6 protein-coding genes, 1 tRNA gene and 1 pseudogene are annotated in these 8227 nt (G+C 65.9%); 3 read left to right on the top strand and 5 right to left on the bottom strand.

The window, feature by feature from the left end; all coding sequences use genetic code 11:
• Positions 1-244: 244 nt before the first annotated feature.
• The 3 genes and pseudogenes from VGH68_RS00205 to dhaK form a co-directional block, all read left to right on the top strand.
• Positions 245-538 (top strand): annotated as a pseudogene (locus tag VGH68_RS00205) (MlrC C-terminal domain-containing protein); the annotation flags it as partial.
• A gap of 77 nt (positions 539-615) precedes the next feature.
• Positions 616-692 (top strand) — tRNA-Val (locus VGH68_RS00200).
• Positions 693-979: 287 nt separating this feature from the next.
• Positions 980-2683: a dihydroxyacetone kinase subunit DhaK gene (gene dhaK / locus VGH68_RS00195; RefSeq protein WP_331601496.1), complete on the top strand. Its 1704-nt coding sequence runs from the start codon at positions 980-982 to the stop codon at positions 2681-2683.
• A gap of 123 nt (positions 2684-2806) precedes the next feature.
• Here dhaK and VGH68_RS00190 read toward each other — a convergent pair whose 3' ends face one another.
• The 5 genes from VGH68_RS00190 to VGH68_RS00170 all read right to left on the bottom strand — a co-directional run bounded on the left by VGH68_RS00190 (position 2807) and on the right by VGH68_RS00170 (position 8115).
• Positions 2807-2941, bottom strand: coding sequence for a hypothetical protein (locus VGH68_RS00190; RefSeq protein ID WP_331601495.1), 135 nt, complete (start codon positions 2939-2941; stop codon positions 2807-2809).
• A gap of 63 nt (positions 2942-3004) precedes the next feature.
• Entirely contained in the window at positions 3005-4060 is a 1056-nt protein-coding gene (locus VGH68_RS00185) for a permease (RefSeq protein WP_331601494.1), read from the bottom strand.
• A 22-nt stretch (positions 4061-4082) separates the two neighbouring features.
• The gene (mnmH, locus tag VGH68_RS00180; RefSeq protein ID WP_331601493.1) at positions 4083-5150 is read right to left on the bottom strand and encodes a tRNA 2-selenouridine(34) synthase MnmH; all 1068 of its coding nucleotides are present in this window, start codon (positions 5148-5150) and stop codon (positions 4083-4085) included.
• Positions 5151-5272: 122 nt separating this feature from the next.
• Positions 5273-6331: a selenide, water dikinase SelD gene (selD, locus tag VGH68_RS00175; protein ID WP_331601492.1), complete on the bottom strand. Its 1059-nt coding sequence runs from the start codon at positions 6329-6331 to the stop codon at positions 5273-5275.
• Between the two features lie 239 nt (positions 6332-6570).
• Positions 6571-8115, bottom strand: a complete 1545-nt coding sequence (locus tag VGH68_RS00170; protein WP_331601491.1) for a methyl-accepting chemotaxis protein — start codon at positions 8113-8115, stop codon at positions 6571-6573.
• Between the last annotated feature and the right edge of the window lie 112 nt (positions 8116-8227).

Below are 8227 nucleotides of genomic sequence, written 5' to 3'. Positions count from 1 at the left end.
CCGGCGACCGGCGACCAGCGACCAGCGACCGGCGACCGGCGACCAGCGACCAGCGACCAGCGACCAGCGACCAGCGACCAGCGACCAGCGACCAACGACCAACGACCAACGACCAACGACCAACGACCAACGACCAACGACCAACGACCAACGACCAACGACCACCCCGTCCCCATCCGCCAGCGAGATCACGAGATCGCCACATCGCCCCGAACCCAAACCTCTCTATCATTAATCGGAAAAACGCCGAGTGGTGCTCGACACTGGCGCCGTGAAAGTCGTCGTGGCCGAGCGCACGCATGAGCCGCGGGATCGTGGCGTGTTCGAGAGCACGGAATCGATCCGCAATACGCGCACGTTTTCTGCTGCTCAAACCGCGTATGCATTGCCGGCCGGTTTCCGTGCTGATTGCAGCCGCATTGGTCGAATGCGATAGCCGCCACGTCACGACTTCCGACCACGGCATTTCCGTTTGCAGCTTGTGAAGCGTTCGGCTTATCCAATAAATCGACGCACCGAATGGGCAGAGGTCAACTGACCATCAGCACATGTGACGGCAAATGGAGCCGAGGGCTTGTACTGTTTCCGACGACTCTCTATAATTCGCGCCTCTAAAGGCTCGTAGCTCAGTTGGTTAGAGCACCACCTTGACATGGTGGGGGTCGTTGGTTCGAATCCAATCGAGCCTACCAACGCATCGGTGACGTGGACGAAAGCGGTTCCGCTTTCGCCCACGGTCCTGACAAATCTGTCGTCGTTCCAGCTCTTTCTCCATCAGCATTACGTTCCCCTGTTTTCTTTGTCTGCGCGCGGCTCGACGCTTCGACTAGTTGCGCGCATGTTCACACGCGCTCGCGGCACTGCGTCGTCGTTCGCCAATGCGCGGTACAGTTAGGCTTCCGCTTTTGTCACCGACTCGACTTCGACTGCCGTGCGCAATCGCGATGCAATACCGGCAGCCTCAAACGGAGCTGACGCAATGAAGAAGCTCATCAACGATGTGTCCGCCGTGGTCCCCGACATGCTCGAGGGCCTCGTTGCGCTCAATCCCCAACTCTTGCTATTGCAGGGCGGCACGATCGTCGTGCGCGCCGATGCCGAGGCGGTCGCCGCGCGCGGCGAGGTGGCGCTGATTTCCGGCGGCGGCTCGGGCCACGAACCCGCGCACGGCGGCTACGTCGGTCAGGGGATGTTGAGCGCGGCGGTGGCCGGGGAAGTCTTCACGTCGCCCTCCACCGATGCGGTGCTCGACGCGATACGCGCGGTGGCCGGTCCCGCCGGCGTATTGCTGATCGTCAAGAATTACACCGGCGACCGTTTCAATTTCGGCCTTGCCGCCGAGATCGCGCGCGCCGAGGGTATCCCCGTCGACATGGTGATCGTCGCCGACGACGTCGCGTTGACCGCGAGCGGCGATCATGCGGGCCGTCGCGGGCTCGCCGGCACGGTGCTGGTTCACAAGATCGCGGGCGCGGCAGCCGCGCGTGGCTTGCCGTTGGCCGCGGTCGCAAAGCTCGCGCGCGAGGCGGCGGCATCGCTCGGCACGATGGGCGTCGCGCTCACGGCGTGCACCGTGCCGGCGGCCGGCAAGCCGGGTTTTGAGCTGGCCGACCGCGAAATCGAATGGGGCCTCGGCATTCACGGCGAACCCGGCGTGGCGCGCGGCGCGCTGGAGCCGGCCAACGCAATCGTCGGCAAGCTGCTGGCGAAGATCGCCGGCGATCTCGCGTTGCGCCCCGGCGAGCGCGTCGCGCTGCTCGTCAATAACCTCGGCGGCACGCCGTCGAGTGAGTTGAGCGTGGTGGCCGGCGCGGCATTGCGTGAGCTGGACAGACGTGGGATCAAAGTCGAGCGCGCATGGGCCGGCACGTTTCTGAGCGCGCTCGAAATGGCGGGCGTCTCGCTGACGCTGCTGCGCGTCGACGACGAGCGTCTGAGCCTGCTCGATGCCGTCGCGCAGACGAGCGCATGGCCCACGCTGAGCGGCCACGTCGCGCAGGTGTCCGTGCGTGCGGCACCCGCCGCGCCGCCGCGAGCGAGCGGCGCGACGCTCGCGCGTGAAGCGACGCTGCGACGGGTGATCAACGCCGTGTGCGCGTGTCTGCTGGAAGCGGAGTCAAAGTTGACGGAGATGGATCAGCGTGTCGGCGACGGCGATCTCGGCATCAGTCTCGCGCGCGGCGCGCGCGCGGTGCTGCAAGAGCTCGATACGTATGCAAGCGAGACGACGCCGGGCGCGGTACTGCGGAGCATCTCCGCGACGCTGCGGCGCGTCGTCGGCGGTACCTCGGGGCCGCTGTACGCGGTGATGCTGCTGCGTGCGGCAGCCGCGCTCGAGCAGTCGGGCGAAACCTCCGCGAAGCAGTGGGCGACGGCGTTCAGCGCGGGCGTCGATGCATTGATGGAGCTAGGTGGAGCGAAGCCGGGGGATCGAACGATGATCGACGCGCTGAAGCCCGCCGCCGACGCATTGCAAAACGCGCTCGCGCAGTCGGCGCCGCCGCAGACCGCGTTGCAAGTAGCCGTCGATGTAGCGAGCGAAGGCGCCTCGCGCACCGCGTCGATGCATCCGCGGCGCGGGCGCTCCAGCTACGTCGGCGAGCGCGCGCTCGGTCACGTGGACCCAGGCGCGCACGCGGTGGCGCTGTGGCTCGCGGCGATCCACGGCGCGCTGACAGGCTAAAGCGTCGGCAGGCGAACGAAACAGCGCGCAGCAAAAAACGGGCTAACAGCGACACACGCTGTTAGCCCGTTTTAAATGAAATGACGCACAACGAACTCTATGCCCGGGCCGTCACCACGACCTTCAAGGCCGCAACAGATCGAAACCGGCGAGCGCGACGACGCCGCTCAACGCGATCAGCGCAACCGAGTGCTGGCCGAGATACAGCAACCCGGCAGCGGACCAGCACATCACGGCGAATGCGGCGATACGTTTCATGCCTGTTCTACAGCTAAAAAATCAAAAACTCACCCGGGCGCGGTAGCTTGGCAAAACCCGCCTTCAGAACCCCAGCCCAACCGCGAGCAAACCACTGACGACACCACACACCGCGACCGCCAGCGTGACCATCGTCAGCACGCGCCGCGGAAACGAGCGCGCGAGCATCGCGAGCGACGGCACGCTGACGAGCGGCAGCGTCATCAGCAGCGCGCCGGCGGGGCCGGCTGCCATGCCGAACGACAGCATCGCCTGGATGATCGGCACTTCGCCGGCGGTCGGGATAACGAACAGCGTGCCGGCAACCGACAGCGCGACGATCCACAGCAGGCTGTTGTCGATATCCGGACCGATATGCGGAAAGAGCCACGCGCGTGCCGCGCCGAGAATCAGCACGAGCACGATGTATTCGGGCACGAGCCGCAGCGTCATCCGGCCCAGAATCTTGACCCAGCGCGAGAATGCGGTGCCCGGATCGTCGGCGCTGATGAGCGCCGCGACGGCCGCGCGCGACGCTTCGGCTTCCTTCGGCGTGACGATCCGGTTCACCAGATAGCCGAGGCCGAACACCATCACGATGCCGAGCGCGAGCCGCAGGCCCATCCACTGCCAGCCGAGCACGAAGCCCATGAAAATCAGCGTGGCCGGATTCAGCGCGGTGTTACCCAGCCAGAACGCGATCGCCGCGCCCGGTGCCGCCTCGCGGGCCCGCAGGCCGGCGACGACCGGCGCCGCGCAGCAGGTGCACATCATGCCCGGCAGCGACATCAGACCGCCTTTCAGCACACTGCTGAAATCGCTGCGGCCGAGCGCGCGCGCGACCCACTGCGGCGGAATCAGCGCCTGCACCGCGGAGCCGAGCAGGAGGCCGAGCACCATCGCCTGCCAGATCGCTTTGCCGTAGGCGATCGCGTAATCGACGGCGGCCTGCCACGAGCTCGCCGGCGCGCTTGCGGAGGTGCCCATCAGAATCGATTTGCCGATCGAATGCTGGCTCGCGGCGACGAACGCGCGGTTGTAATACGGAAACCACTTCACGTAGAAAAGGCCGATGACGGCGATCAGCAAGAAGACAAGCCAGCCAAGCGTGACGCGGGGTTGTCGAAGAGTCGATTGCATGATGGTCCTGAGATCGTTTTTGTTAGCCGACGACGAGCGTCCGGTTGTCGAGTTGTGTGAGCAGCGCTTTTGCCTGCGCGACGACGTCGGCGTCGTTCGGGCGGAAATCGAGTTGCAGCGCGTTTGGCAACTGCTCGAAGTGCTGGCCGCTGCTGCGCGCATAGGCCGGGTCGTAATGCCGCTCGATCAGCTCGGCCGCGAGTTCGGCACGGCGGTTCTCGTCGACGAGCTGTTGCCAGCCTGAGACCCGCTCGCGGCTATGCAGACCGATCAGCTTCTGCAGTTGCCCCTTCAGATGCTCGGGATGGTCGAACAGCTGCGCGTAATCCTGCAGCAGAAAGGCCGCGCGATCCTCGCGGGTCGAGCACACCTCGACGCAGGCGCCGCGATGGAAAGTCTCGAGCAGCGCGAGCGGCAGCGTGATCGAGCCGATGCGCCGGCTTTCCGCTTCGACGAACACCGGTCGCTCGCGGTCGAAGCCGCGCAGCGCGGAGACCAACAGCGTGTCGAAACGCTTTTGCGACGGCTGCGGCACGCCCGTCCATGCACCGAGCAGCGAGCCGCGATGCACGGCAAGCGCTTCGAGGTCGAGCGTCTGCGCGCCGGCTTCGTCCAGCGCCGACAGCAGCCGCGTCTTACCGCTGCCGGTTGGGCCGACGAGCGCGATGTAGTTGAATCTGCGCGGCAGGGTGTCGAGCGCGTCGAGCGTCGCGCGCCGATAGCTCTTGTAGCCGCCGTCCAGTTGCCGCGCGCCCCAGCCGATCATACTGAAGAGCGTCGCGACCGAACCCGAGCGCTTACCGCCGCGCCAGCAGTAGATCAGCGGGCGCCAGCTGCGCGGCCGGTCGGCGAATGTGGTCTCGAGGTGCTGCGCGATGTTGCGGGCGACGAGCGCCGCGCCGAGCCGGGTGCCCTCGAATGGCGACACCTGCTTGTAGGTCGTGCCGACCAGCGCGCGCTCCTCGTTGCTCAGCACCGGGGCGTTGATCGCGCCTGGAATATGATCTTCCGCAAATTCGAGCGGCGTGCGCACATCGACGATTTCGTCGAAATCACCGGCTTGGTCGAGGCTGACTAGGAGGCTTTTCAAGGGAATAAGGGCAAACGGACCGCGGGAAGAGTGAAATTATCGCATGGGCGAGCTGCGCGGGCCGATTGGGCCCGGGCTGCCTTTTTCGCCGCGGCCTCTCGCCGAGCGGCCGCGCCGCCGCCTCAAATCAGCTCGACGCGCGCGTCACCGTCAACCATTTCGCCGATTACGCACGCATCGTCGAACCCATCGGCGCGGAACAGCGCGAGCACGTCGTCGACCGCTTCGGGCGCGCACGATACCAGCAGCCCGCCCGACGTCTGCGGATCGGTCAGCAGCGCGCGAGCGGCCGCCGGCAGCGTCGCGGGCAGCACCACGTCGTGCCCGTACGCGTCCCAGTTGCGGCCCGACGCGCCGGTAACGATGCCGGCTTGCGCAAGCGTCGCGACGTTCGGCAGCCACGGCAGATCCGCATAGCGCACGCGCGCCGTTAGCTTCGAGCCGCGCGCCAGTTCGAGCGTGTGGCCGAGCAGCCCGAAACCGGTGATATCGGTGAGCGCGTGCACGCCGTCGAGGCGCGCAAGTTCGGCGCCCGGGCGGTTCAGCTTGGTGGTCGCGCCGATCATCGCCGCGTAGCCTGCCGCGTCGAGCCGGTCTTTCTTCAGCGCCGCGGACAGAATGCCGACGCCAAGCGGCTTGCCGAGAATCAGCACGTCGCCGGCCCGGCCGCCCGCATTGCGCTTCACGCGCTTCGGCTCGACGATGCCCAGCGCAACCAGACCGTAGATCGGCTCGACCGAATCGATCGAGTGGCCGCCCGCGAGCGGAATGCCGGCCTCGGCACAGACCGACTCGCCGCCCTTCAACACCGCCGCGATCACGTCGTGCGGCAGCACGTTGATCGGCATGCCGACGATCGCCAGCGCCATGATCGGCTTGCCGCCCATCGCATACACATCCGAGATCGCATTGGTCGCGGCGATGCGGCCGAAGTCGAACGGGTCGTCGACGATCGGCATGAAGAAATCGGTGGTCGCGACGATCGCCTGTTCGTCGTTGAGCTTGTAGACGGCGGCGTCGTCGGCGGTATCGTTGCCGACCAGCAGGTCGGGGAAGAATGGCAGCGGCGAGCTGCGCTTGAGCAGGTCGGCGAGCAGGCCGGGCGCGATTTTGCAGCCGCAGCCCCCACCGTGCGACAGACTCGTGAGGCGGGGCGGCTGGCTTGCTGGGATTTGGGTCATGAGGACGGAATTTCCGGTTCGACGAATGACCGCATTATGAAGCTTGTTTTTGTAGGGTGCAGCGTTGGCGCACGGGTCGTGCGGCGCCAAAGTACCGTCCCACCAGGGGTGCGTCAAACCCGAACCGGCGCGAGCGGCACTACACCGCAGGCGAACAGACTTTTACTATCGGTGTCGGTTTAGCGGCGCCGACTTCAATCCTTGCGCCAGCCGGCAGAGGCTGCGCCGCTTCCCGCCAACTACTTCAGCCGGAAAACCGACACCGCATCGCGCAACACGTTCGCCTGATTGTCGAGCGACGAGGCTGCGGCGGCTGCCTCCTCGACCAGCGCCGCGTTCTGCTGCGAGACTTCATCCATCTGCGACACCGCGAGGCTCACCTGCTCGATGCCGTCGCGCTGTTCATCGGACGCGTTCGCGATTTCGCGCATGATCGTCGTGACACGCGTGATCGAGTCGCTGATCTCCTGCATCGTTTCGCCGGCGACGCCGACGAGCTGCGATCCCGACGCCACACGTGAGACCGAATCGTCGATCAGCGTCTTGATTTCCTTGGCGGCCGCACCGGCGCGCTGCGCGAGCGAACGCACTTCCGACGCGACCACGGCGAAGCCGCGTCCGTGATCGCCGGCGCGGGCGGCCTCGACCGCGGCGTTCAGCGCAAGGATGTTGGTCTGGAACGCGATGCCTTCGATCACGCCGGTGATGTCAGCGATCTTCTGCGAGCTGCGGTCGATTTCCGTCATCGTGTTCACGACGTCGCCGACTACCTGCGACCCGCGCGCGGTCACGCTATGCGCCGATTCAGTCAGCGTCTGCGCGGTGCGTGCGTTGTCCGCATTCTGCCGGACTGTCGCGGTGAGCTGCTCCATGCTGGCCGCCGTTTCCTGCAGCGAGGCCGCCTGTTCCTCGGTGCGCTGCGACAGGTCGTCGTTGCCGGCGGCAATCTGCCGCGTGGTCGTGGCAATCGATTCGAAGCCACCAGTGACTTGCCGCACCATCCGATCGAGGCCGTCCTGCATCTGTTCGAGCCCGTCGACGAGCTGTCCCATTTCGTCGCTGGTACGTGCGTTGAGCGATCCAGTCAGATCGCCTTGCGCGATGCGTTGCAGCGCCGCGAGCAGGCTCGCGAGCGGCGTCACGATCGCACGGCGCAACCCGTACGCGCAGCCCGCGCACACGGCCAGTCCGAGCGCGATCAGCACCACGCCAACCGCGCGCAGCCATGCGTTGAAATGCTCAGCGGCGGCGAACGCCTGCTTGCCATGCTCGCTCTTCCAATGATCGAGCGCTTCGCTGCTATTCGACAGCACAGTCGAGAGCGGCGACATCGTCTTCGATGCGATGCGGTCCGCCGTGTCGTGGTCGCCTTTTTTGAGGGCATCGGCCAACGGCACGATTCCATGTTGTATCAGTGCCGAGCGCGCTTCCTGCACGCGGTCCGCGAGCACCTGCTCGTCGGGCGGAAGATCGAGTGCGCGGTAGGCGTGCCACGCGCGGTCGGAATCCGACAGATGGCCGAGCGATTTCGCGACGGCCTCCGGCACATTCGCGTCCTCCGGGTGCATCAGCGCGCGATTCAGTACCGCGCGCGCGATCTCGAGCTTCAGATTGGCTCGCCCCACGGCAATCGATGCGGCCAGCTGGTTCGAGTAAGCGTAGTCCAGCGCATCGTTCGAACGTTGGATGGCCAGTTGGCCGAGCATGCCAACCGTGATGATCAGCACGCCCAGCAAGGCCATCACGGCCGACAGCCGGCCGGCAATGGAGAGACGAGAAAACATGTTGCCCCCGATTATTATTTCGCTTGGTCTTGAATCAGTGTGGGTTGAATCTGAATCTGAATCTGAGTGTGAGTCTCTGCGAAAACCGCGCGGCTGCTGCGCTTCGCGCGGC

The sequence above is a fragment of the Paraburkholderia sp. genome, assembly GCF_036488505.1.
Classification (GTDB): Bacteria; Pseudomonadota; Gammaproteobacteria; order Burkholderiales; family Burkholderiaceae; genus Paraburkholderia.
This window is presented reverse-complemented; position numbering and strand designations above follow the sequence as displayed.

Excerpts from the sequence above, each read along its gene's own strand:
- dhaK (WP_331601496.1), top strand. The coding sequence starts at position 980 with ATGAAGAAGCTCATCAACGATGTGTCCGCCGTGGTCCCCGACATGCTC.
- VGH68_RS00190 (WP_331601495.1), bottom strand. The coding sequence starts at position 2,941 with ATGAAACGTATCGCCGCATTCGCCGTGATGTGCTGGTCCGCTGCCGGG.
- VGH68_RS00185 (WP_331601494.1), bottom strand. The coding sequence starts at position 4,060 with ATGCAATCGACTCTTCGACAACCCCGCGTCACGCTTGGCTGGCTTGTC.
- selD (WP_331601492.1), bottom strand. The coding sequence starts at position 6,331 with ATGACCCAAATCCCAGCAAGCCAGCCGCCCCGCCTCACGAGTCTGTCG.
- VGH68_RS00170 (WP_331601491.1), bottom strand. The coding sequence starts at position 8,115 with ATGTTTTCTCGTCTCTCCATTGCCGGCCGGCTGTCGGCCGTGATGGCC.